Source organism: Tardiphaga sp. vice304 (genome assembly GCF_007018905.1).
GTDB lineage: Bacteria > Pseudomonadota > Alphaproteobacteria > Rhizobiales > Xanthobacteraceae > Tardiphaga.
Window position 1 is genome coordinate 186,194 of the sequence record NZ_CP041402.1, and the last position, 21,906, is coordinate 208,099.

The 21,906-nt window shown below is 65.6% G+C and carries 17 protein-coding genes; 13 read left to right on the forward strand and 4 right to left on the reverse strand.

The features are described from left to right. Positions 1–33: 33 nt before the first annotated feature. The 3 genes from fabA to fabI all read left to right on the forward strand — a co-directional run bounded on the left by fabA (position 34) and on the right by fabI (position 2,876). A complete protein-coding gene (fabA, locus tag FNL56_RS00795; RefSeq protein WP_143575969.1) occupies positions 34–570 on the forward strand; it encodes a 3-hydroxyacyl-[acyl-carrier-protein] dehydratase FabA in 537 nt (178 codons plus the stop codon). 79 nt (positions 571–649) lie between these two features. Next, positions 650–1,876, forward strand: coding sequence for a beta-ketoacyl-ACP synthase I (fabB, locus tag FNL56_RS00800; protein WP_143571199.1), 1,227 nt, complete (start codon positions 650–652; stop codon positions 1,874–1,876). Positions 1,877–2,069: 193 nt separating this feature from the next. Then, complete coding sequence (gene fabI / locus FNL56_RS00805) at positions 2,070–2,876, forward strand: enoyl-ACP reductase FabI (protein ID WP_143571200.1); 807 nt, start codon at positions 2,070–2,072, stop codon at positions 2,874–2,876. A gap of 182 nt (positions 2,877–3,058) precedes the next feature. Here the strand turns inward: fabI and FNL56_RS00810 are convergent, their stop codons facing one another. Both FNL56_RS00810 and katG read right to left on the reverse strand, forming a co-directional pair. Continuing rightward, positions 3,059–3,664, reverse strand: a complete 606-nt coding sequence (locus tag FNL56_RS00810) for a glutathione S-transferase family protein (protein WP_143571201.1) — start codon at positions 3,662–3,664, stop codon at positions 3,059–3,061. A 296-nt stretch (positions 3,665–3,960) separates the two neighbouring features. Continuing rightward, the gene (katG, locus tag FNL56_RS00815; RefSeq protein ID WP_143571202.1) at positions 3,961–6,177 is read right to left on the reverse strand and encodes a catalase/peroxidase HPI; all 2,217 of its coding nucleotides are present in this window, start codon (positions 6,175–6,177) and stop codon (positions 3,961–3,963) included. Positions 6,178–6,413: 236 nt separating this feature from the next. Here katG and FNL56_RS00820 point away from each other — a divergent pair, with 236 nt between their 5' ends. Continuing rightward, positions 6,414–7,313 (forward strand): LysR substrate-binding domain-containing protein, encoded by a 900-nt coding sequence (locus FNL56_RS00820; RefSeq protein ID WP_143571203.1) that lies wholly within the window; start codon positions 6,414–6,416, stop codon positions 7,311–7,313. Between the two features lie 15 nt (positions 7,314–7,328). On the opposite strand, the gene FNL56_RS00825 is transcribed toward FNL56_RS00820, so the two are convergent. Continuing rightward, the gene (locus tag FNL56_RS00825) at positions 7,329–8,129 is read right to left on the reverse strand and encodes a HesA/MoeB/ThiF family protein (protein WP_143571204.1); all 801 of its coding nucleotides are present in this window, start codon (positions 8,127–8,129) and stop codon (positions 7,329–7,331) included. Between the two features lie 242 nt (positions 8,130–8,371). Here FNL56_RS00825 and FNL56_RS00835 point away from each other — a divergent pair, with 242 nt between their 5' ends. The 3 genes from FNL56_RS00835 to corA all read left to right on the forward strand — a co-directional run bounded on the left by FNL56_RS00835 (position 8,372) and on the right by corA (position 12,003). Next, entirely contained in the window at positions 8,372–9,727 is a 1,356-nt protein-coding gene (locus FNL56_RS00835) for a serine protease (protein ID WP_143571206.1), read from the forward strand. A 471-nt stretch (positions 9,728–10,198) separates the two neighbouring features. Next, positions 10,199–10,906: a ParA family protein gene (locus tag FNL56_RS00840; RefSeq protein ID WP_143571207.1), complete on the forward strand. Its 708-nt coding sequence runs from the start codon at positions 10,199–10,201 to the stop codon at positions 10,904–10,906. A gap of 89 nt (positions 10,907–10,995) precedes the next feature. Beyond that, on the forward strand, positions 10,996–12,003 hold the full coding sequence (corA, locus tag FNL56_RS00845; RefSeq protein ID WP_143571208.1) for a magnesium/cobalt transporter CorA: 1,008 nt from the start codon (positions 10,996–10,998) through the stop codon (positions 12,001–12,003). 208 nt (positions 12,004–12,211) lie between these two features. On the opposite strand, the gene mutM is transcribed toward corA, so the two are convergent. Next, positions 12,212–13,093 (reverse strand): bifunctional DNA-formamidopyrimidine glycosylase/DNA-(apurinic or apyrimidinic site) lyase, encoded by an 882-nt coding sequence (mutM, locus tag FNL56_RS00850; RefSeq protein WP_143581722.1) that lies wholly within the window; start codon positions 13,091–13,093, stop codon positions 12,212–12,214. A 93-nt stretch (positions 13,094–13,186) separates the two neighbouring features. Here mutM and ubiE point away from each other — a divergent pair, with 93 nt between their 5' ends. The 6 genes from ubiE to tsaE all read left to right on the forward strand — a co-directional run bounded on the left by ubiE (position 13,187) and on the right by tsaE (position 21,844). Further along, positions 13,187–13,948, forward strand: coding sequence for a bifunctional demethylmenaquinone methyltransferase/2-methoxy-6-polyprenyl-1,4-benzoquinol methylase UbiE (gene ubiE, locus FNL56_RS00855; protein WP_143575970.1), 762 nt, complete (start codon positions 13,187–13,189; stop codon positions 13,946–13,948). Next, entirely contained in the window at positions 13,945–15,513 is a 1,569-nt protein-coding gene (gene ubiB, locus FNL56_RS00860; RefSeq protein ID WP_143571210.1) for a 2-polyprenylphenol 6-hydroxylase, read from the forward strand. Before ubiE ends, ubiB begins: the two co-directional genes overlap by 4 nt. 63 nt (positions 15,514–15,576) lie before the next feature. Further along, positions 15,577–17,013: a bifunctional phosphopantothenoylcysteine decarboxylase/phosphopantothenate--cysteine ligase CoaBC gene (coaBC, locus tag FNL56_RS00865; RefSeq protein WP_143577356.1), complete on the forward strand. Its 1,437-nt coding sequence runs from the start codon at positions 15,577–15,579 to the stop codon at positions 17,011–17,013. After that, positions 17,010–17,465, forward strand: a complete 456-nt coding sequence (dut, locus tag FNL56_RS00870) for a dUTP diphosphatase (RefSeq protein WP_441351261.1) — start codon at positions 17,010–17,012, stop codon at positions 17,463–17,465. Before coaBC ends, dut begins: the two co-directional genes overlap by 4 nt. 351 nt (positions 17,466–17,816) lie before the next feature. Further along, complete coding sequence (locus FNL56_RS00875; protein WP_143571213.1) at positions 17,817–20,324, forward strand: sensor histidine kinase; 2,508 nt, start codon at positions 17,817–17,819, stop codon at positions 20,322–20,324. Then, the gene (gene tsaE, locus FNL56_RS00880; protein ID WP_143577357.1) at positions 20,321–21,844 is read left to right on the forward strand and encodes a tRNA (adenosine(37)-N6)-threonylcarbamoyltransferase complex ATPase subunit type 1 TsaE; all 1,524 of its coding nucleotides are present in this window, start codon (positions 20,321–20,323) and stop codon (positions 21,842–21,844) included. The genes FNL56_RS00875 and tsaE overlap by 4 nt, the downstream gene beginning before the upstream one ends. Positions 21,845–21,906 lie beyond the last annotated feature (62 nt).

Sequence of the window (21,906 nt, forward strand, 5' to 3'; positions counted from 1 at the left end):
ATGCAGATACCGACGTTGGAAAGCCAAGGCATGATTCAGGACAAGCGCAGCAGTTACGAGTACGAGGATCTGCTGGCCTGCGGCCGTGGCGAATTGTTCGGCCCCGGCAATGCGCAACTGCCGCTGCCACCGATGCTGATGTTCGACCGCATCACCGAGATCAACGACAATGGCGGCGAATTCGGCAAGGGCCTGATCCGCGCCGAACTCGACGTCACGCCGGAACTCTGGTTCTTTGCCTGCCACTTCAAGGGCGACCCGGTAATGCCGGGCTGCCTCGGTCTCGACGCGATGTGGCAGATGGTCGGCTTTTTCCTCGGCTGGTCCGGCGGCATCGGCCCCGGCCGCGCGCTCGGCCTCGGCGAGCTGAAGTTTTCCGGCCAGGTTCTCCCGAACGTCAAGAAGGTGGTCTACACCATCGACGTCAAGCGGGTGATGCGCTCAAAATTGTGGTTGGGCATTGCCGATGGCTCGCTTTCGGCAGATGGCGAGATTATCTATCGTGCCAAGGACCTGAAGGTCGGCCTGTTCAAGCAGGAGGCTGCTGCCGCATTGCAGCCGGGAACGTAGTCTAGTCAGCGCTGCACAACGGCCGTCACCGATCGGCGACGGCCAGTCAACAACACGGATTTTAGAGGGCGGGACGATCATGAGGCGGGTTGTCGTCACGGGGATGGGCATTGTCTCATCTATCGGAAACAACACTCAGGAAGTGCTTGCGAGCCTCCATGAGGCAAAGTCGGGCATCACGCGCGCCGACAAGTACGCGGAGCTCGGTTTCCGCTCGCAGGTGCAGGGCGCGCCGACGCTGAATGCGTCGGAGATGATCGATCGCCGCGCAATGCGTTTCCTCGGTGAGGGCGCGGCGTGGAATCACGTCGCGATGGAACAGGCGATTCTGGATTCCGGCCTCGAAGCCTCTGACGTCTCCAACGAGCGCACCGGCATCATCATGGGCTCGGGGGGTCCCTCCGCCCGCACCATCGTCGAAGCCGCCGACATCACCCGCACCAAGGGGCCGAAGCGCGTCGGCCCGTTCGCGGTGCCGAAGGCGATGTCGTCGACGGCCTCCGCCACGCTCGCCACCTGGTTCAAGATCAAGGGCGTCAACTATTCGATCTCCTCGGCCTGCGCGACCTCCAACCATTGCATCGGCAATGGCTACGAGATGATCCAGTGGGGCAAGCAGGACATCGTGTTCGCCGGCGGCTGCGAGGAGCTCGACTGGTCGCTGTCGGTCTTGTTCGACGCGATGGGCGCGATGTCGTCGAAATATAACGACACCCCCTCCACCGCTTCACGCCCCTATGACATCAGCCGCGACGGCTTCGTCATCGCCGGCGGCGCCGGCGTGATCGTTCTGGAAGAATACGAGCACGCGAAAGCGCGCGGCGCGAAAATCTACGGCGAGATCATCGGCTACGGCGCGACCTCGGACGGCTACGACATGGTCGCGCCCTCGGGCGAAGGCGCGGAGCGCTGCATGAAGATGGCGCTGGCCACCACCGGCGGCATCAAGATCGACTATATCAACCCGCACGCCACTTCGACGCCGGCCGGCGATCCGCCGGAGATCCAGGCCATCCGCAAGGTGTTCGGCGTCGGTGACGCCTGCCCACCGATCTCCGCCACCAAGGCGCTGACCGGCCACTCGCTGGGCGCCACCAGCGTCCAGGAGGCGATCTATTCGCTCCTGATGATGCAGAACGGCTTCATCTGCGAGAGCGGCAACATCACCGAGCTGGATCCGGTGTTCGCCGACATGCCGATCGTGCGCAAGCGGATCGACAATGCGAAACTCGGCGCTGTGCTGTCGAACTCGTTCGGCTTCGGCGGCACCAACGCCACGCTGGTCTTCAAACACGTCGATGCGTGATCGCTGACCTCTCCCCACGCTTTGCGGGGAGAGGTCAGCATGCCGCGCCAGCGGCGTGCCGGGTGAGGGGCGAGGCACGATGCCCACCTCACGGTTTTGATATTTCGGCTCGAAGAGCCCCTCACCCCCACCCTCCCCCCGCAAGCGCGGGGCGAGGTGGCCTACAGCGCAAGGCGCGGAGCCGGTAGCCAACATGTCGAATCTAATGCAGGGCAAGCGCGGGCTCATCATGGGCGTCGCCAACGATCATTCGATCGCATGGGGCATTGCGAAAACGCTGCACGCCCACGGCGCCGAGCTCGCCTTCACCTATCAGGGCGAAGGCCTCGGCAAGCGCGTGCGGCCGCTCGCGGAATCCCTGAAGTCCGAACTGGTGCTGCCCTGCGACGTCGAGGACATCGACAGCGTGGACGCCGTGTTCGCCACCCTGAAGGAAAAGTGGGGCGAACTCGACTTCATCGTCCACGCGATCGGCTTCTCCGACAAGAACGAGTTGAAGGGCCGCTACGCCGACACCACGCGCGCGAATTTCTCGCGCACCATGGTGATCTCCTGCTTCTCCTTCACCGAAGTCGCCAAGCGCGCCTCCGAGATGATGAAGCCGGGCGGCGCGATGATCACGCTGACATTTGGCGGCTCAACCCGCGTGATGCCGAACTACAATGTGATGGGCGTGGCGAAAGCAGCACTGGAAGCCGCGACGCGCTATCTCGCCGTCGATTTCGGCCACCAGGGCATCCGCGTCAATGCGATCTCGGCGGGCCCGGTCCGCACGCTGGCCGGCTCCGGCATCGGCGATTCCCGCGCGATGTTCGCGTTCCAGCAGAAGCACTCGCCGCTCGGCCGCGGCGTCACGCTGGACGAGCTCGGCGGCACCGCGCTGTATCTGCTCTCGGAACTGTCCGGCGGCGTCACCGGCGAAATCCATTATGTGGATTCCGGCTACAATATCATCTCGATGCCGCATCCCGACGCGCTGAAGGCGGATGTGACGGAGTAGGTACGCTGTTTCTTTCCCTCTCCCCCGCGCGAAGCGAAGCTTCGCTAGGTGGGAGAGGGTGGCCGCGCGTCAGCGCGGACGGGTGAGGGGTGCCACAAACGCCGTCGCCCAGTACTCCCTCATCCGACGCGGACTTCGTCCGCGCCACCTTCTCCCACAAGGGGAGAAGGAAGGAAGAGCAATTACAGCTTCTGCCCCGACGCAAATTCCTGCGCCCTTTGGAATGCTGGACGTGCCTCGCAGCGATCGAGATAGCGGTCGAACGACGGCCGTGGCTGGATCATCTTGAACTGGCGCACCGCGAAACTGAGGCTGGATCCGATGGCGATGTCGGCCGCGGAAAATTTTTCGCCGAGGATCCACGGTCCCTCCTCGAGGGCCGCTTCCAGCACGTCGAACACCCGCTTGGCGTCGCCCCAGCCGGCGGCGACCGAGTTCATCTCGAACTTGGCCGCGAGCTGCGCGATCGCCGGCTCGATGCAGCTCGGCGCGAAAAACAGCCAGTAGAGATATTTCGCGCGATGGATGTCGCCAAGCGGCGGGGCGAGATTAGCCTCGGGATAGCGCTCCGCGACGTAAGTACAGATCGCCGCGGCTTCCGCCATCGTCGCCTCGCCGTCCTGCAGTGCCGGCACCTTGCCCATCGGATTGACGGTGAGAAATTCCAGCGAACGCTGTGCACCGGTGGAGATGTCGGTCAGCACGCGCTCGTACGGCACACCGGTTTCTTCCATCAGCCACAGCGCGGTGAAGGAGCGCGAGCGCGGCGACCAGTAGAGTTTCATCATGGCAAGGCTCCGGTGAGGTCTGGCGTAGTTGTGCGGAGATTCGGGGGGAGGTGCAAGGCGGGGATGCGGTCGCGCGCTGACCTTCTTCCCTCTCCCCTTGTGGGAGAGGGAAGAAGGTCAGCGAAGCGGTCGAGACGGGTGAGGGGGTGCCGCAAGCTCCGAGCTCTTGACTACCCCTCATCCGACCGCGCTTCGCGCGGCCACCTTCTCCCACAAGGGGAGAAGGAAGAAAAAGAAAAAAGCCCCCGCGATTTCTCGCGGGGGCTTTTCACTCATCGCTCAAGCAGCAGAAAAAACTACTCCGCCGCCTGCAGCATCGGCTCTGCCTTCACTTCGAAGCGATCGGCATTCATCACCTTGGTCCAGGCCTTGACGAAGTCCTTGACGAACTTCGCCTTGGCGTCGCTCGAAGCATAGACTTCGGCCAGCGCGCGGAGCTGCGAATGCGCGCCGAAGATCAGGTCGACGGCAGTCGCCGTCCACTTGACCTCGCTGCTGTTGCGCTTCTTGCCTTCGTAGATGCCGTCCTGGCCGGCAGCCTTCGCCCACACGGTGTCGATGTCGAGCAGGTTGGCGAAGAAGTCGTTGCTCAACACGCCGGGCTTGCCGGTGAACACGCCGTGTTTGGCATCCGCCGCATTGGCGCCGAGCACGCGCAACCCGCCGATCAGCACCGTCATTTCCGGCGCCGTCAGCTTCATCAGCTGGGCACGGTCGATCATGGCCTCTTCAGGCTTCATGAACTGCTTCTTGCTGCTGTGGACGTAGTTGCGGAACGCATCGGCGCGCGGCTCGAGCGGCGCGAACGACGCCGCGTCGGTGTGCTCCGCAGACGCATCCATGCGGCCCGGCGTGAACGGCACGGTCACGCTCTGGCCGGCATCCTTTGCGGCCTTCTCGATCGCGGCAGAGCCGCCGAGCACGATCAGATCGGCCAGCGACACCTTCTTGCCGAACGCCTTCTGGATCTCTTCCAGCTTGGCGAGCACGGTGGCGAGCTGGGCCGGCTGATTGACCTCCCAGTCCTTCTGCGGAGCGAGGCGGATGCGCGCGCCATTGGCGCCGCCGCGCTTGTCGGAGCCGCGGAACGTCGAGGCCGAGGCCCAGGCGGTCGAAACGAGCTGCGGCACGCTGAGGCCGGAGGCGAGGATCTTCGCCTTCAGATCCGCAATGTCCGCGTCGTTGATCAGCTCATGATCGACGGCCGGGATCGGGTCCTGCCAGATCAGCACTTCCTTGGGCACCAGCGGGCCGAGATAACGCGCGACCGGGCCCATGTCGCGATGGGTCAGCTTGAACCAGGCCCGCGCAAAGGCATCGGCGAACTGGTCGGGGTTCTCGTAGAAGCGGCGCGAGATCTTCTCGTAGATCGGATCGACGCGCAGCGCGAGATCCGAGGTCAGCATGGTCGGCAGATGCTTCTTCGACGGATCGAAGGCATCCGGAATGTCCGCAACAGCATTCTTCGCCACCCACTGATGCGCGCCGCCGGGGCTCTTGGTCAGCTCCCATTCGAATTTGAACAGGTTGTCGAAGTAGTGGTTGCTCCACTGCGTCGGGGTCTGCGTCCAGGTCACTTCCAGGGCGCTGCCGATGGCGTCGGCGCCCACGCCGGTGCCATGGCTGCTCTTCCAGCCAAGGCCCTGATCCTCAAGCGCGCCGGATTCCGGATCGACGCCGACGAAGGACGGATCGCCCGCGCCGTGGGTCTTGCCGAAGGTGTGGCCGCCGGCAACCAGCGCCACGGTCTCTTCATCGTTCATCGCCATGCGGGCGAAGGTCTCGCGGATGTCCTTGGCCGACGCCAGCGCATCGGGATTGCCGTTCGGGCCTTCCGGATTGACGTAGATCAGGCCCATCTGCACGGCGCCGAGCGGCTCCGCCAGTTCGCGCTCGCCGCTGTAGCGCTCGTCGCCGAGCCAGCTGCCTTCGGGACCCCAGTACAGCTCTTCCGGCTCCCAGGTGTCGGCGCGGCCGCCGGCGAAGCCGAAGGTCTTGAAGCCCATCGATTCCAGCGAGACGTTGCCGACCAGCACGAACAGATCGGCCCAGGATAGCTTGTTACCGTACTTCTGCTTGATCGGCCACAACAGGCGACGCGCCTTGTCGAGATTGACGTTGTCAGGCCACGAATTCAGCGGTGCGAAGCGCTGCTGGCCGCCACCGGCGCCGCCACGGCCGTCGGTGGTGCGATAGGTGCCGGCGCTGTGCCAGGCCAGACGAATGAACAGCCCGCCGTAGTGACCGAAATCGGCCGGCCACCACTCCTTCGAATCGGTCATCAGGGCATGCAGGTCCTTGATGACGGCGTCGAGGTCGAGGGTCTTGAATGCCTCGGCGTAGTTGAAGTTGCCGCCGAGCGGATCGGCGGACGGATGGATGGCGTGCAGCACGCCGATATCGAGATGCTCCGGCCACCAGTCCATGTTGCGATAGGCCTTGCTCTTCGGTCCCTTGCTCGCGGCGCCGTGCGGTACCGGGCACTTGCCGGCGTCGTCTGTTTTCTGGTCCATGGTTCTCTCCTTCGGGCGATTTGAAGCGGAAGCACTGTCGGGCGACGGCGGCAGGCCGCGTCTCCGTAACGACAACGCCAGATGTCCAAAAACTCTGTGTTTGCAATTTGCAGCGAACTATTGGGGGCAGACCGTATGGTCACCCTAGCCGGAGCTCGTGACATTAACTTGGAACAAATCTAACATCAGGTCCAGTCGATTTGTCTCCGACCTTCGATCAGTTTATCTTATCGTACATGATCACGCTTCGCCAGCTTCGCTACCTCGCCGCGCTCGCCAAACACGGCCATTTCGGCCGTGCGGCGGAGGCCTGCGCCGTCACCCAGCCGGCGCTTTCGATGCAGATACGGGATCTGGAGCGCACGCTGGGGGTCAAGGTGGTGGAGCGTCGCCCCGGCGACGTGATGCTGACCGATGTCGGCCGCGAAGTGGCGCGGCGCGGCGAGGACGTGCTGGCGGCGTCGCGCGATCTGGTGGATTTTGCGAGGCACCGCGGCGGCGTGCTGACCGGGCGGCTGACGCTCGGCGTAATCCCGTCGCTGGCGCCGTACCTGCTGCCGCGCATCCTGCCGGTGCTGCAGAAACAGTTTCCCGAATTGCGGCTGGAATTACGCGAGACGCAGACGAAGCAATTGATCGACGACATCAAGAGCGGCCGGCTGGACGCGGCGATACTGGCGCTGCCGCTCGGCGAGCCCGAGATCGAGACGCTGAAACTGTTCGACGACCTGTTCCTGCTGGCGGTGCCGGCGGACGATCCGCGCCCGGCCGACCGCCGCATCAAGGCCGCCGACATCGACCAAGGCCGACTGATCCTGCTGGAAGACGGTCACTGCCTGCGCGACCAGGCGCTGGCGTTCTGCGCCACGGCCGCGCGCGGTAGCGGCAACAGCGCGGCCGGCATGGCGTTCGCGGCGTCGAGCCTCTCGACCGTGATGCAGATGGTGGCGTCCGGCTACGGCGTCACGCTGATCCCGCAGATCGCCGCCGACGTCGAGCAGCGCGACGAGCGCGTGAAATTTTTGCGCATGGAGAACCCGCAGCCCGGCCGCAGCATCGGCCTGGTGTTCCGCAAGACCTCGCCGCGGAAAGCCGACTTTGCCGCATTGGGCGACGTGGTGAAGGGCTGCGTATGAACCGCGTACGCGATCTCAGCGATACGCGCTCAAATCAAGAATCGTCGGCGAATCACCATTGAGGGGATTGGCGGGATCGCGGGCGTAGCGCAGCGTCTCGAACCGCATCGCGCGGGCGTCCATCATCAGGAGGCGGCCGACGAGCCCTTCGCCGAACCCGGTGATCTCGCGGATCGCCTCCAGCGCCATCATCGAGCCGAGCACGCCGGCCAGCGCGCCCATCACGCCGGCCTCCTGGCAGCTCGGCACGGTGCCATCAGGCGGCGCTTCGGGAAACAGGCAGCGATAGGTCGGATTCGGCACGCCACTCGCGTTCGTCTCGTGCGGCCGAAGCGTGGTCAGCGAGCCGTCGAAGGTGCCGAGCGCCGCCGAGATCAGCGGCTTCTTCGCCAGATAGCAGGCATCCGACGCCAGATAGCGCGTCGCGAAATTGTCCGAGCCATCGAGAATCAGATCGTAGGCTGACAGCAGCTCCATCGCATTGGCGGCATCGAGCCGGACGCCGTGGCCGACGAATGTCACGTTCGGATTGAGCGCATGAATTTTTGCCGCCGCGCTGTCGACCTTGCGGGCGCCGATATCCGGCGTGGCGTGGATGATCTGGCGCTGCAGGTTGGACAGCGACACAATGTCGTCATCGACCACGCCGAGCGTGCCGACACCGGCCGCGGCCAGATACATCAGCACCGGCGCGCCTAGCCCGCCGGCGCCGATCACCAGCACCTTGGCCTGCTGCAAGGCGGCCTGGCCCTGGCCGCCGATCTCGCGCAACACGATGTGGCGGGCATAGCGTTCGAGTTCGTCGGCACTCAACATGGTGTCTTGCGTCCTTATGTTCCTCACCGCCGTCTCCGCCGTCATTGCGAGGTCAAGGAAAGCCAATTGGCTTTCCCCTTAGCGAAGCGACGCGGCAATCCAGAAAGCCACAAGCTCGGCAAGAACTGGATTGCTTCGTCGCAAGGGCTCCTCGCAATGACGGGGGTTGAACCATCGCGCGGCTGTTGCCGACCCAGCAGATGTGCTTCAATTCTGCCGGATCAATCTCCCTGGGACATGTCATGAGATCGTGGCTGACGGCAACATGGATGATCGCGGCGGCCTCCGCGGCCCAGGCACAGACCGCGCCGCCCGCCGCAACCGCCGCAAAGCCGAAGCCGGTCGCCACCGTGCCGGTCCGGCCGGCGCTGCAAACCCCCGCCGACACCGCCAATGCGATGGCGCAGGCCGAGCGGCTGGCGATCCAGTCGGACCTCGCCTGGGCCGGCGAATATAACGGCGCCATCAATGGCGAGGTCTCGGAGCGCATGGTCGGCGCAATCAAGACGTTCCAGAAATACAACAATGCCAAGCAGACCGGCGTGCTCAATCCACAGGAACGCGAGCTGCTGCGAGCGGCGGCGAAAAAGCGGCAGGAAAATGCCGGCTGGAAGATCGTCACCGACATGGTGACCGGCGCCCGGCTCGGCCTGCCCACGAAACTGGTGCCGCAACAGGCCAGCGACGCCAATGGCAGCAAATGGAGTTCGGCCAGCGGCACGATCCAGATTCAGCTCGCGCGCCGCAAAGAGGCCGCCCCCTCAACCGCCAAGCTCGCCGATCAGGAGAAGAAGGAGCCGCCCGGCCGCCGCATCGATTACAGCGTGGTCAAGCCGGATTTCTTCGTGCTGTCGGGCATGCAGGGACTGAAGAAATTCTACGTCCGCGGCGCCTTCCGCGACGACGAGGTGCGTATCCTCACCATCCTCTACGACCAGGCCACGGAAGGCACCATGGAGCCGGCGGTGATCGCGATGTCGTCGGCGTTCAATCCGTTTCCCGCCGGGGCGCAGGCCGCAGGCCCGCCGCCGCGCAAGAAGGTCGAATATGCCTCGGGCATCGTCGTCAGCGACGACGGCGCGATCGTCACCGACCGCCAGGCAGTCGATGGCTGCATGTCCATCGTGGTCGCCGGCCACGGCAACGCCGACAAGGCTGCCGAAGACAAGATGCACGACCTCGCGCTGCTGCGCGTCTACGGCGCGCGCGGGTTGAAGCCGGCGGGGCTTGGCAGCAGTACGCCGAAGAGCGGCGACATGGTTGGCATCAGCGATCCGCAGAGCCAGAATGGCGGGACCGCCGTCAGCGTCGTCAAGGCGGCAGTGACGACCGGCGCGGGCGGCGAGTTCGTATTATCGCCGGCGCCCGGCACGGGCTTCACCGGCGCAGGCTTCTTCAGCGGAGACGCCAAGCTGCTTGGCATTTTGCGACTGAAGGAAATCGTCGCCGTCCTGCCAACCGCGGCATCAACGCTGCAACCATCCCTGCTGCCGATCGACAGCGCGCGAGATTTCCTGAAAGCCAACGGCGTGGTCGCCTCCGACGCCACGACCGACGCGAAAGCGTCTATCGTGCGCGTGATCTGCGTGCGGAAGTAGCTCATGTCGTCCCGGACAAGTTCGCGCAGCGAACGCCGATCCGGGACCGATACCCTCCGCGCTCGCGGCTAACACGCCGGCTTCGAGAGCAGCCCAAAACAGATCGCCAGCATGTATGGGTACCGGCTTGCGCTCACGCTGACGCGCGAGCTTGCCGGGACGACAGGCTGCTACATCAGATCACCGGTAACCGGCGGCATCATCAAAAACACATGCCCCATCAGCGCAACTACACTTTCAAGTTGAACTACACATTGCCCCCGGTAATTGCGTTCGCTCCGGCGCAAATAATGGCATTGCACGCGCAATAGGCCCATGATTGCCGCAATGCTGATTCGGACGTGCTGCGATCCCGCACTGTCCTGCCGATCGCGACCGATGCGTCCAGCCAAGAATAGTCCGCCGCACCAAGCGGCGTCGAATCGCACTGGCGACCAAGGTCATCGCATCGGCAACAGACAGGAATACATCATGCAAACCATCGTACTCGCCACCCAGAAAGGCGGCAGCGGCAAGAGCACGCTCGCGATCGGGCTCGCTCTGGCGGCGATGCAGGACGGCCATACCGTTAGGCTGATCGAGACCGATCCGCAGGGCACGCTGTCGAACTGGAAGCGGCGGCGCAATGACGCCGAACCCAGCGTCGAGCCGGTCGATGGCGTCGGCGAGATCGAGCAGCGGCTCGAGATCTTCGGCCGCAACGGCGTGACGCTGACGGTAATCGACACCGCCGGCGGCACCAGCGCCGTCACCACCGCGGCGATCCGCGCCGCCGACCTGTGCCTGATCCCGGTACGGCCGAGCCTCGCCGACATCGAAGCCGCCGCCCCGACGCTCAGTCTTGTGCGATCCTGCCATACGGCGTTCGGCTTCGTGCTGAACCAGACTCCGGTCCGCGGCCAGCGGATCGACAACGCCTCCACGGCGCTCGGCGAAGGCGAAGCCTTCGAGGCCGGCGGCGACGTCGCATTGCCCTTCATCGTGATGCGCAACGATCATCAGGACGCGCTCGGCATCGGCCTGTCCGTCACCGAATATGCCCCTGGCGGAAAATCCGCCGATGAAATCCGCGGGCTGTGGCAATGGGTATCGAACAAGCTCGGCCCGGTGGCGCCCGATACCGACCGCGTGCTATTCCGGGCCACGCCGCTGCCCGGTGTGCCTTCGATGTTTCGCTGACATCGCACGGCTCGGCGGCGCAACTTTTTGGCGGCCGGTGCGTCTATTGATCGCAGCGCGCCACCGCGCGCGTTTGGTCGAGGTGAGCCGTGCACGGCAGCAAGTTACGTGAAGCCATCCCGCTGGAGAGCGGCATCGTCGCCTCCAGCGTCTATGCCGGCGGCCGGCGGGTCGCCGATGTCGGGATCGAGGAGGCGCGGGAATGGGCCGCCAGGCCGGGCCATGTCGTGTGGATCGGCCTGTTTGAGCCCAGCGCCGAGTTGCTGGAGCGCGTGCGCGCCCAATTCGACCTGCATCCCCTCGCGATCGAGGATGCCGGCAAGGCGCACCAGCACCCCAAGGTCGAACAATATGGCGAGGCGCTGTTCGTCGTCGCGCGCACCGCGCAGATGGTCGACGGCGCGATCGCCTTCGGTGAGACGCACATCTTCGTCGGCCGCGGTTATGTCGTCTCGGTGCGCCACGGCGCCTCGGCCTCCTATGCCGCGGTGCGCGCGCGCTGCGAGGCGTGCCCGACGGTGCTGACCAATGGCGAGGACTACATCCTCTATGCCATCCTCGATTTTATCGTCGATAACTATTTGCCCGTGATCGAGGTGATCCAAACCGAGGTCGAGCAGCTCGAGGACCGCGTGCTGCGGCGGGTGCTGCATCATGACGAGGTCGAGCGGCTCTACAAGCTGCGCCGCGAATTGCTCAAGCTGCGCCGCGCCGCAGGCCCCCTGGTCGACGTCTGCAACCGGCTGGAGCACTCCGCGGTGCTGCCGATCGATGCCGAGATGCGGCCGCTGTTTCGCGACGTGCTCGATCACATCAAGCGCGCGCTGGAGGATATCGATTCGCTGCGCGAAGTGCTGGCCTTCGCGTTCGAGGCCAGCCTGATGTCGGGCCAGTCGCAACAGAACGAGATCACCAGGAAGCTGGCGGCCTGGGCGGCGATCCTCGCCGTGCCGACCGCCCTGGCCGGCATCTACGGCATGAATTTCGAACACATGCCGGAGCTGAAATGGGAATACGGCTACTACGTGGTGATCGGCACCATCGCGTCGGTGTGCGGATTTCTGTATCTGCGGTTTCGGCACTACGGCTGGCTGTGAGATAACTGCAGATGGCAGCGCGCGCTTTTTCTTCCCTCTCCCCCGCGCGAAGCTTCGCTTCGCTAGGTGGGAGAGGGTGGATCGAACCGCGCAGCGGTTCGAGACAGGTGAGGGGGCGCCACAGACTCTGAGCCCCGCGACCACCCTTCATCCGTCGCGGCTGCGCCGCGCCACCTTCTCCCACAAGGGGAGAAGGAAGAAAGCCCCCTCACCTTTGGCACTTCGGACACCAGAACGTCGATCGCCCGTTCTGCACGAAGCGTTTCACGACGCCCTCGCAGCCGTCGGTCTTGCAGGGCTCGCCCTCGCGGTCATAGACCTGAAACGAATGCTGGAAGTAGCCGAGTTCGCCGTCGGTCTGGCGATGATCGCGCAGCGACGAGCCGCCGGCCTTGATGGCAAGGTTTAGCACGTCGTGGATCGCGCCGACCAGCCGCGTGGCGCGGTCGGTCGGCTCGCCCTTCTTGGTCGACAACGTCGCCGCCAATCTTCGCGGCGACAGCTGCGACCGAAACAGGGCCTCGCAAACGTAGATGTTGCCGAGCCCCGCCACATTGCGCTGGTCGAGAAGCGCCGCCTTCAGGCTGGTCTTCTTGCCGGCCAGCGCACCCGCCAGCAAGGCGGCATCGAAGGCATTGCCGAGCGGCTCCGGGCCGATGTCTTTCAGGAACGGCTCGTGGTCGATATCGGCGCGGGCAAAGATCTTCATGAAGCCGAAGCGGCGCGGGTCGTTGTAGATCACGCTCGTGCCCGACGACATGTGGAACACGACATGGTCATGGGTGCGGTCGTCACTGCGCGGATGGTGGAAGGCGCCGGGCATCGCCGCGGTGCCGTCGGACACCACACGGAACGAGCCGGACATCCCCAGATGCATCAACAAAACGTCACCGGAACCGAGATCGGCTAGCACATATTTTGCGCGCCGCGACAGGCTGGTGACCACCTGGCCGTCCAGCCTCGCCAGAAAGTCCGGCTGCAGCGGGAAACGCAGGTCCGGGCGGCGGGCTTCGGCGCGCAAAATGGTGGCGCCCTCCATCGCCGGCTGCAATCCGCGGCGCACGGTCTCGACTTCGGGCAGTTCCGGCATGTGCTATGTCATTCACCTTGAGGCGCTGACGTGATAGCGCCATTGCGGCGGCCACGCTATGGTCCGCCCGAAGAGGTTTTTTAGATGAAAACGATGGATCAGGCCGGCGAAACCACGCATTTCGGCTATCGGGACGTGCCCGTCGACGACAAGCAGACGCTGGTCAACGACGTCTTCCACAGCGTGGCCAAGCGCTACGACCTGATGAACGACCTGATGTCGATGGGTCTGCACCGGGTCTGGAAAGAGATCATGATCCAGGCGCTGAACCCGCCGCGCGCGGATACGCCGTTCGCGCTACTCGACGTCGCCGGCGGTACCGGCGACATTTCGTTCCGCGCGGCGAAAGCGTCGGGCTACGGCTTTCACGCCACCGTCTGCGATATCAACACCGGCATGATGGAAGTCGGCCGCGAACGCGCCATCAAGCACCAGCTCGAGGACCGCGTCGATTTCGTCGAGGGCAATGCCGAGGCGCTGCAATTCGCCGACAAGAGCTTCGACGCCTACACCATCGCCTTCGGCATCCGCAACGTGCCGCGCATCGACCGCGCGCTCAGCGAGGCCTACCGCGTGCTAAGACCGGGCAGCCGCTTCCTGTGCCTGGAATTCTCCACGGTGGACGTCCCCGGTCTCGACAAGATCTACGATACGTTCTCGTTCAGGCTGATCCCGCCGATGGGCAAGGCCGTCACCGGCGATGCCGAATCCTACCAGTATCTGGTGGAATCGATCCGCCAGTTTCCGAACCCCGCGGTGTTCTCCGACATGATCCGCGACGCCGGCTTCTCGCGCGTCAGTCATCAGGTGCTCACCGGCGGCATCGTCGCGCTGCATTCGGGCTGGCGTTTGTGATTTCAGCACTTACTCACATGGCGCGGCTTGCCCGCGCCGGCTTCGTGTTTGCCCGCGAGGGCGTGTTCGGCGTCGTCGATCCCTCTTTGGTGCCGCCCGGCGGCCAGTTGGCGATGCGGCTGGCGCGGCTGATCGAACGGCCCGGCGTGAAGTCCGGCGCGCGGCTGTCGGCCGCGCTGACGCGGCTTGGCCCCGCCTATCTCAAGCTCGGCCAGTTCCTGGCGACGCGGCCGGACGTGGTCGGCGTGGCGATGGCCCGCGATCTCGAAAGCCTGCAGGACCGGCTGCCGCCGTTCTCCATGACCGAGGCGGAAGACGTCGTCGCCGCCTCGCTGGAACGCCCGATGGCGCAGCTTTATACCAGCTTCAGCCCGCCGGTCGCCGCCGCCTCGATCGCTCAGGTACACCGCGCCGAAGTCGAGAAAAACGGCGTGCGCACCGAAGTCGCCGTCAAGGTGCTGCGCCCCAACGTCTCCGCGCAGTTCCGCCGCGACCTCGGCGATTTCATGTTCGTCGCGGCTCACGCCGAACAATACTCCGCCGAGGCCCGCCGTCTCCGCGTGATCGAGATCATCGACATCATGTCGCGCTCGGTGGCGATGGAGATGGATCTGCGGCTTGAGGCCGCCGCGCTGTCTGAGATGGCAGAGAACATCCAGAACGATCCGGACTTCCGCGTCCCCAAGGTCGACTGGGACCGCACCTCGCACAATGTGCTGACGATGGAGTGGATCGACGGCATCGCGCTGAACGACCACAAGCGCCTTGCCGAAGCGCAGGTCGACCTGCCCGATCTCGGCCGCAAGGTGATCCAGAGCTTCCTGCGCCACGCGCTGCGCGATGGCTTCTTCCACGCCGACATGCACCCCGGCAACCTGTTCCTGGACGACAGCGGGCGTCTCGTCGCGGTCGATTTCGGCATCATGGGCCGGCTCGGGCTCAACGAGCGACGCTTCCTGGCGGAAATCCTGCTCGGCTTCATCACCCGCGACTATCGCCGCGTGGCCGAGGTGCATTTCGAGGCGGGCTACGTCCCGGCGCATCATTCGGTGGAAAATTTCGCGCAGGCGATCCGCGCGATCGGCGAGCCGATCCACAACCGCACGGCCGAAGAAATCTCGATGGCCAAGCTGCTGACGCTGCTGCTCGAGGTCACCGGCCTGTTCGACATGCGGACCCGGCCGGAGCTGATCCTGCTGCAGAAGACCATGGTGGTGGTCGAGGGCGTCGCGCGCTCGTTCGATCCCAGGCTGGACATCTGGAAGGTCGCCGAGCCCGTGGTGCGCGAATGGATCGAGCGCAATCTCGGGCCGCTGGGCAAGATCCAAGGCGCGCTTTCCGGCGCCGGCGAACTCGGCCGCATCGTCTCCGGCCTGCCGGCGATTGCTACGCGCGCGGTGGCCGCGCTGGAGCAATTGGAGGAGATGAGCCGCAACGGGCTCCGGCTGGATCCCCAGACCATCGACGCCATCGCACGCGCCCGCGCCCGGCAATCGCGCTGGCGCACCATCGGCATCTGGGTGATCGCGCTGACCTTCATCGGGATCCTGCTGTCGGTCCGATGACGCCATGATTGCAATGCATGCATGATGTGCTAGCATTGCAATCACACCTCGACGGAGCCTGACATGGCCAGCCTGACGATCCGCAAGCTCGATGACGCCATCCGCGACGAATTGCGGCTGCGCGCCGCGCGCCACGGCCGCTCGGTCGAGGACGAGGTCCGCACCATTTTACGCGAGGCCTCGAGGCCCGACCGACCCTCGGCCGATGTCTCGCCGGCGACGCCGACCGACGACGTGCCGCGGGAAACGCTTCACGCCATCACCGGCCAGCCGCGCGTCACGCTGATCATCGGCGGCGGCATTGCGGCCTACAAGGCGCTCGACCTGATCCGGCGCCTGAAGGAGCGCGGCGTCCATGTGCGCGTCGTGCTGACCCGCGCCGCCACGCAGTTCGTCACGCCGCTGGCGGCGTCCGCGCTGGCGAATGAGCGCTGCTACACCGACCTGTTCGACCCGCAGAGCGAATTCGACGCCGGCCATATCAGGCTAGCGCGGCAGTGCGACCTGATCGTGGTCGCCCCCGCCACCGCCGACCTGATGGCCAAGATGGCCGGCGGCCATGCCGACGATCTGGCCACCGCAGTGCTTCTCGCGTCGGACAAACCGATTCTCATCGCGCCGGCAATGAACCCGCTGATGTGGAACAACGCGGCCACCCGCCGCAACGTCGCGCAGCTCGCACGCGACGGCGTCGCGATGATCGGTCCGAATGCCGGCGAGATGGCGGAGCGCAACGAGGCCGGCACCGGCCGCATGGCCGAGCCGACCGAAATCGCGGTCGCAGCGCTCGGCCTGCTGCGCGCGCCGCAGAGGCGATCCTTGGCCGGCAAGCGAGTGCTGATCACGGCCGGACCGACGCACGAGCCGATCGATCCGGTGCGCTATATCGCCAACCGCTCCTCGGGCAAGCAGGGCTTTGCCATTGCCGCTGCAGCCGCGGCGGCCGGCGCAGAGGTCATTCTCATCTCGGGTCCGGTCGAATTGAAAGATCCGCCAGGCGTCACCGTGAAGCGCGTCGAAGCCGCGCGCGACATGCTGGCCGCGGTCGAGGCGGCGCTGCCCGTTGATATCGCGATCTTCGCCGCAGCGGTGGCGGACTGGCGCGTCGTCAGCGAGGGCGCGCAGAAATTGAAGAAGGACGGCCGCGCGCTGCCGCCGCTGCAGCTCACCGAAAATCCCGACATCCTCGCGACGATTTCGAAACGCGCCGAGCATCGCCCGGCGCTGGTGATCGGCTTCGCCGCCGAAACCGAGCACCTGATCGACAACGCGAAAGCCAAGATCGCGCGCAAGGGCTGCGACTGGATCGTCGCCAACGACGTCTCGCCTTCCACCGGCATCATGGGCGGCGACAGCAACACCGTGCATCTCCTGACGCGCCACGATCAGGAGATCGCCGTCGAGATCGATGTCGAATCCTGGCAGCCGATGAGCAAGGACGGCGTCGCAGCCGCGCTGGTGGCGCGGATTACCCAACACTTCGAGAAAGCCCGATCATGAGTGCCATCACCCTTGACGTCCAGCAGCTGCCGCATGGCCATGGCCTCGCACTGCCCGCCTACCAGACCGCACAGGCCGCCGGCCTCGACCTGCTCGCCGCCGTGCCGGAGAATGCGCCGCTGGTACTCGAATCCGGCAAGTACGCGATGGTGCCGACCGCGCTGACGATTGCCTTGCCGGCAGGCTATGAGGCGCAGGTCCGGCCGCGCTCCGGCCTCGCCGCCAAGCATGGCGTCACGGTACTGAATGCGCCCGGCACGATCGACGCCGACTATCGCGGCGAGATCGGCGTGCTCTTGATCAATCACGGCCCCGCTGCCTTCACGATCCAGCGTGGCGAACGCATCGCACAGATGGTGATCGCCGCCGTCGTGCGCGCGGAACTGGTGCCCGTTACCGTGCTCGGCGAAACCGACCGCGGCGCCGGCGGCTTTGGCTCCACGGGAAGATAGCGTGATCGGCTGAAGGCATCGCCGACGCTTGAGCGCGGCAGCGACGCTCCGTCACCTCTCCCCACCGGGGAGAGGTCGACCGGCGTAGCGCAGCGAAGCCGGGCGGGTGAGGGGCCGCGCTCCGTCGAGATGTTCCTGACCCCTCACCCGGATGTCCTCGCTTCGCTCACACATCCGACCTCTCCCTATGGGAGAGGTGTTCGAGCGCTATCTGAAACACCTTCCAGTTTTTTAGCCCGGCCGTTTTGCGTTCACGGTCTGGACTCTTACCCCTCGACTCCCGAACCAGCTATGGTCAGGCGATTCGCGGTGGGTGGGCGCCGATCGGGAAGACGTAGTTTGGGGCTATTGATGTCAGGCGTGATCGCGGCGATGCGTCGGACTTTGCTGTCATGTACCTCGCTGGTACGCGACGGGCTCGTGGGCCTGTCCGCGTCCGCCTTGCTGGTCACGACGGCCGCCGCCGCGGAACAGCAAGGCGCGCTGGCGGCGCTGCTCGACCTCGACCGCCAGGAAATCGCCGCGCTGACGCTGGCGCCGGCCATTCTCGCCTTTTCCGTTCTTGCCACCATCCTCTTGATGCGGACGCGGATTCGCGCGGCGCGCACCGAAGCGACATTACGCACCGAATTGCATACGCTGCAGGTGGAGGCCGACCGTTTTCGCGCGCTATTATTTGCCGAGCCGCAGGTGTTGATATCCTGGGCCGCCGGCGACAGCCGGCCGGAAATATCCGGCGATTCCTCGCTGGTGATGTCGCAGGATCCGCAGAACCATCAGCCGCAGCGCATCCTGGCTTTCGGAACCTGGCTGCCGCCGGAACCGGCGCTGCAGCTCGACAACGCCGTCAATGCGCTGCTCGATGCCGGCGAGGGCTTCCTGCTCAACCTCACCACCTCCACCGGCCGGGCCATCGAGGCGGTCGGCCGCGCAATCGGCGGCCAGGCCATCGTGCGAATCCGCGAATTGAGCGGGCTGCGCCGCGAACTCGCCGAGATGACGTTGCGCCACAAGGAACTGGCCGAGGAGACCGACACGCTGCGCGGCTTCGCCAACGCCGCCCCCTGGCCGATCTGGACGAGGCGCGCAGGCACGCTGACCTTCGCCAACGCCGCCTATGCCCGCGCCACCGAGGCCAGCAGCCCGCGCGATGCCATCGAACGCAATCTCGAACTGCTCGACAGCGACGACCGCAACAACCTCGCGCGCGCGCTGAACGACAACCAGCCGTTTTCGGCGCGCGTGCCGATCGTGATTTTCGGCGAGCGCCGGATCTATGACGTCCATGCACTGAACATCTCCGGCGCCAGCGCCGGCATGGCGATCGACGCTTCCGAGGCCGCCGCGCTGTCGGCTGCACTGGTGCGGATGGCGGAAGCGCATCGCCGCACGCTCGACCAGCTATCGTCCGGCGTAGCCGTGTTCGACGCGCAGCGGCGGCTGTCGTTCTACAACGACTCCTATCGTCGGCTGTGGGACCTCGACCGTGTCTTCCTCGACAACAACCCGGACGATTCCAGCGTGCTGGATCGCCTGCGCGCCGCGCGAAAACTTCCCGAACAGCCGAATTTTCGCGAGTGGAAGGCGCGGCTGCACGAAGCCTATCGCGCCGTCGAACCGGCCAAGGACATCTGGTACCTGCCGGACGGCCGCGCCCTCAGCATCGTCACCACGCCGAATCCCGAAGGCGGCGTCACCTATCTGTTCGACGACGTCACCGAGAGCCTGGAACTGGCGCGCCGCTTCGACGGCCTGATCCGCGTGCAGCGCGAGACGCTCGACAACCTCGCCGAAGCCGTCGCGGTGTTCGGCAGCAACGGCCGCGCGCAATTGTTCAATCCGGCCTTTGCACGGATGTGGAAATTGTCCGACGAGGCGATGCAGCAGCATCCGCATATCGAACTGGTTGAATCCTGGTGCCGGCCGCTGTTCGACGACGGTCCGACTTGGCAGGCGCTGCGCGGCGCCATCACCGGGATCGAGAACCGCGTCGCGGTGCCGCTCAAGCTGGAGCGCAAGGACGGCAGCGTGCTCGACTGCATGACCATGCCACTGCCCGACGGCGCCACCATGCTGACGTTCCAGGACATCTCGGACGCCGAGAATGTCGAGCGCGCGCTGCGCGAACGCAACGAGGCGCTGGAAGCCGCAGACCAGATGAAGGTGGATTTCGTCCACCACGTCTCCTACGAACTGCGCTCGCCGCTCACTACGATCATCGGCTTCGCTCATCTCTTGAGCGATCCGATCACCGGCCCCTTGATGCCGAAGCAGGCGGAATACCTCGAATACATCACCACCTCGACCGGCGCGCTGCTGGCGATCATCAATAACATTCTCGATCTCGCCACCATCGACGCCGGCGCGATGACGCTGAATCTGGGCCCGATCGACATCCGCAAGACCATCGAGGACGCCGCCGAAGGCATTCAGGACCGGCTGGCGCGCGACCGCATCGCGCTGCAGGTCAATGCCGATTCGACCATCGGCAACTTCACCGGCGACGAACGCCGCGTCGTACAGGTGCTATACAATCTGCTGGCCAATGCGGTCGGCTTCTCGCCGCAGGATTCGGTGATCACGCTGACGGCGGAGCGCACCGAACATAATGTTCGCTTCATGGTGACCGACCGCGGCCCCGGCATCCCGCCCGAGGTCAAGGACAAGGTGTTCGACTGGTTCGAGAGCCACGCCAACGGCTCGCGGCATCGCGGCGCCGGTCTCGGCCTGTCGCTGGTGCGCTCCTTCGTCGAACTGCACGGCGGCAAGGTTCGCGTCGACTCGGTCGTCGGCAAAGGGACCACGGTGACCTGCGACTTCCCGCTCGACCAGACCGCGCATCGCAACGCTGCCGAATGAACGCCCCCGTCTCCTTTTTGGTCGCGCTGGCCGACGAGACCGCCACCGCGCATCTGATGGCCGATCTCGCGCTGCTGATCGGCGCCGGCGACGTCATCACGCTGTCGGGCGATCTCGGCGCCGGCAAGACCGCGGCAGCGCGCGCGATGATCCGCTACCTCGCCGGCGACGACGAGCTGGAAGTGCCGAGCCCGACCTTCACGCTGGCGCAGAGCTACGAGCTGCCGTCGTTCCCGCTGGTGCATGCCGACCTCTATCGCATCAACGATCCCAGTGAGCTCGAGGAGATCGGCCTGTCGCCGCTGCCCGATGGTGTCGTCGTGCTGATCGAATGGCCGGAGCGCGCGAGCGCCCTGATGCCGGAAGACCGCATCGACATCGCGCTCAGCCACCGTCCGGCGCTGGGATCCTCCGCCCGCGCCGCCGAGATCACCGGCTATGGCACCGGTGCTGCCGTGGTGGCGCGGTTGCAGGGCTTACGCGAATTTCTCGATGGCGCCCGCCATCTCGACGATCGCCGCGTGCGGATGGCCGGCGACGCCTCGACGCGCTCTTATGCGCGGCTGATCCGCGACGACGGCGTCTTCATCCTGATGAACGCGCCGAAGCGGCCGGATGGCGCCGCGATCTATGCCGGAAAATCCTACAGCGCGGCGGTGCATCTGGCGGAGGACGTCCGCCCCTTCGTCGCGATCGCCAACGGCCTGCGCGCGCACGGCATTTCCGCGCCTGCGATCCACCATGCAGATCTCGATACGGGCTTCCTGATTACCGAGGATTTCGGCACCGCGGCCTTCATCGAGGGCACGCCGCCGGCGCCCATCCCGGAGCGCTACCAGGCCGCTACCGACATGCTGGCGGCACTGCACATGCAGCCACTGCCGGAGACGCTGCCGCTGCTGCCGCATCAGGACTACGCGATCCCGGTATTCGATACCGAGGCGCTGCTGATCGAGGTCGGGCTGATGCCGGAATGGTATCTGCCGGATCGCGACGCGGTGCCGACGCCGGCATTGCGCGACGAATTCTTCGCGATGTGGCGCGAACTGCTGGCGAAGCCCGCCGCGGCGCCGCGGACCTGGGTGCTGCGCGACTTCCATTCGCCGAACCTGATCTGGCTGGAGGACCGCGACGGCACTCGCCGGGTCGGGGTGATCGACTTCCAGGACACCGTGCTCGGTCCCGCCGCCTATGATCTCGTGTCGCTGCTGCAGGATGCCCGCATCGACGTGCCGGAGCCGCTCGAGCTCGCTATGCTGACGCGCTACATCAAGGCGCGGCTGGCAGCCGAGCCCGGCTTCGACCCCGCCGGCTTTGCCGAGCTCTATGCCATCATGTCGGCGCAGCGCAACACGCGGCTGCTCGGCACCTTCGCGCGGCTCAACCGCCGCGACGGAAAGCCGCATTATCTGAAGCACCAGCCGCGGCTGTGGACCTACCTCAACCGCTCGCTGGCGCATCCGACGCTGGCGCCGTTTCGCGGCTGGTACGCGGCCCATGTGCCGCCGCCGCAGGGCTGAGCCCTTCCTTTTACCATTCGTTAGCCAAGGCGGCCGTAGTTTGACGGTACCAGCCTGCCAAG

Excerpts from the sequence above, each read along its gene's own strand:
- fabB (WP_143571199.1), top strand. The coding sequence starts at position 650 with ATGAGGCGGGTTGTCGTCACGGGGATGGGCATTGTCTCATCTATCGGA.
- fabI (WP_143571200.1), top strand. The coding sequence starts at position 2,070 with ATGTCGAATCTAATGCAGGGCAAGCGCGGGCTCATCATGGGCGTCGCC.
- FNL56_RS00810 (WP_143571201.1), bottom strand. The coding sequence starts at position 3,664 with ATGATGAAACTCTACTGGTCGCCGCGCTCGCGCTCCTTCACCGCGCTG.
- katG (WP_143571202.1), bottom strand. The coding sequence starts at position 6,177 with ATGGACCAGAAAACAGACGACGCCGGCAAGTGCCCGGTACCGCACGGC.
- FNL56_RS00820 (WP_143571203.1), top strand. The coding sequence starts at position 6,414 with ATGATCACGCTTCGCCAGCTTCGCTACCTCGCCGCGCTCGCCAAACAC.
- FNL56_RS00825 (WP_143571204.1), bottom strand. The coding sequence starts at position 8,129 with ATGTTGAGTGCCGACGAACTCGAACGCTATGCCCGCCACATCGTGTTG.
- FNL56_RS00835 (WP_143571206.1), top strand. The coding sequence starts at position 8,372 with ATGAGATCGTGGCTGACGGCAACATGGATGATCGCGGCGGCCTCCGCG.
- FNL56_RS00840 (WP_143571207.1), top strand. The coding sequence starts at position 10,199 with ATGCAAACCATCGTACTCGCCACCCAGAAAGGCGGCAGCGGCAAGAGC.
- mutM (WP_143581722.1), bottom strand. The coding sequence starts at position 13,093 with ATGCCGGAACTGCCCGAAGTCGAGACCGTGCGCCGCGGATTGCAGCCG.
- ubiE (WP_143575970.1), top strand. The coding sequence starts at position 13,187 with ATGGATCAGGCCGGCGAAACCACGCATTTCGGCTATCGGGACGTGCCC.
- coaBC (WP_143577356.1), top strand. The coding sequence starts at position 15,577 with ATGGCCAGCCTGACGATCCGCAAGCTCGATGACGCCATCCGCGACGAA.
- dut (WP_441351261.1), top strand. The coding sequence starts at position 17,010 with ATGAGTGCCATCACCCTTGACGTCCAGCAGCTGCCGCATGGCCATGGC.
- FNL56_RS00875 (WP_143571213.1), top strand. The coding sequence starts at position 17,817 with ATGTCAGGCGTGATCGCGGCGATGCGTCGGACTTTGCTGTCATGTACC.
- tsaE (WP_143577357.1), top strand. The coding sequence starts at position 20,321 with ATGAACGCCCCCGTCTCCTTTTTGGTCGCGCTGGCCGACGAGACCGCC.